The 1,436-nt window shown below is 59.7% G+C and carries 1 protein-coding gene and 2 pseudogenes; 1 reads left to right on the top strand and 2 read right to left on the bottom strand.

Translation table 11 applies throughout. The features are described from left to right. Positions 1–238 precede the first annotated feature (238 nt). Positions 239–516 (top strand): annotated as a pseudogene (locus IEX91_RS16430) (site-specific integrase); the annotation flags it as partial. A gap of 35 nt (positions 517–551) precedes the next feature. On the opposite strand, the gene IEX91_RS16165 reads toward IEX91_RS16430, so the two are convergent. Together IEX91_RS16165 and IEX91_RS16160 are read right to left on the bottom strand one after the other, a co-directional pair. After that, positions 552–1,205: a hypothetical protein gene (locus IEX91_RS16165; RefSeq protein ID WP_188880239.1), complete on the bottom strand. Its 654-nt coding sequence runs from the start codon at positions 1,203–1,205 to the stop codon at positions 552–554. Positions 1,206–1,233: 28 nt separating this feature from the next. Next, positions 1,234–1,436, bottom strand: a pseudogene (locus IEX91_RS16160) (heavy metal translocating P-type ATPase); the annotation flags it as partial.

The raw sequence follows: 1,436 nt of genomic DNA, 5'->3' as shown, positions 1-1,436 counted from the left end.
GTCTATAACATCAAGCGGGCTGTGAAACAGTGAATTCCACCGCCGTATGGCGATTCAACACAGCCGCACATTCGGAGCGACACAACCTCGGAGGATAGATTTGATGCGTGCCTTCGAATCAGTTCGAAATGAACTGGAAATAAATCATAGTTGACCTCTTGTACCCCGTCAATATCGACGGCACCGACAGGGCGCTCCGACGACTCATACAACGGCATAGATGTGTCCGTAGACGTTGCCGCAGATTATGACTGATGGGTCACGGTCGGTTCTCCAACGACTTCAGAGGCTGTGGAGATCGATATCGACCATTGGAAACACGATTACCTTGCTCCATATGGCAGTTGACGCGGGATGGGCGAGATTCTTGTTTGAGTATTTGGGTTGGCGGTTGTAGCTCGATACTTGGACAACTCTGAGGGGATGGTTTGCGTGGGGTACTCTCATATCGATGTCGGCGAGTTAGGTGATGGCGCTACCAAGGTACCCAAGGAGCCCAACAGTATATCGCGGTAACTCTCATTACGAGTGTGAGGGGTACACCGCCGCGTTCATACCCCTTCGACGGAGAATAGGGTGGCGTCTCTGAGAACAGCCTGCACGCGGCGGTGCCAAGCGTCAGCGAAGGCCTCCCGTTGCTGGTCGCTTGCCGATCCGTCGAGAATCCTCTGGAGGTTCCCGATTGCGGGTCCACCGCTAGGAACGTCGCTGACGTGGTAGGCCACTTCGACGGTCTCGTCCGTGTCGGTTCGCCGGAACCGGAACGTCGGGTCCGCCGTGTCCGGGTCGAACCCGTCGAAGCACAGGAGGTCGCGGCGGCCGCCATAGCCGCCGGCGAGCCCGCTGAATCCGTCATCGCCGGTCGCGCCAGTCACGTACGAGATGATACGGCTCATCACGCCGTACGCAGCATCCTCCTGCGGGCCGGCCGTCTGGACCTCGATTTCGCTCCGGACTGGATAGTCGTCGGGATACAGGGCGTCGAGCCCGAGCTGGACGATCCGGTAGGCGCCCGAGGCAGTCGGACAGGAGTGTCCTGCCTCTTTCACCGCGTCTCTATAAGCGATGACGAACGGCTCGCCCGGTTCGAGGACGTCGAGGGCCTCCGCGACGGGGTCGCGGATTTCGATCGGCTCGACGTCGTAGTCGACCTGCCAATTGGTTCTCGTCTGGGTCGTGTCAGCCGCAGTCGAATTCGATGTCATGAGTTGTGGTTGTGATCGTGTCTCGTGGTCAGTAGCGGAGCAGTCGCATCCCGTTGAGGATGACGAGGAGGACGCTGGCCTCGTGGACCAGCATTCCCGACGCGAGGGTGACGTAGCTGGTGAGCACGCCCGCGAGGAGGACGGTCACGGTCAGCACCGCGATCCCGACGTTCTCGAGGACGTTCCAGCGCGTCGCCTTGCTGAGTTTGACCGCGTACGGGATGCGTTCGA

The sequence above is a fragment of the Halarchaeum nitratireducens genome, assembly GCF_014647155.1.
GTDB lineage: Archaea > Halobacteriota > Halobacteria > Halobacteriales > Halobacteriaceae > Halarchaeum > Halarchaeum nitratireducens.
Note: the sequence above shows the minus strand (reverse complement) of the source record. Positions and strands in the feature narration are given on the sequence as shown.

Bases quoted from the DNA above. Each gene is read 5' to 3' on its own strand.
- IEX91_RS16165 (WP_188880239.1), bottom strand. From the start codon at position 1,205: ATGACATCGAATTCGACTGCGGCTGACACGACCCAGACGAGAACCAAT.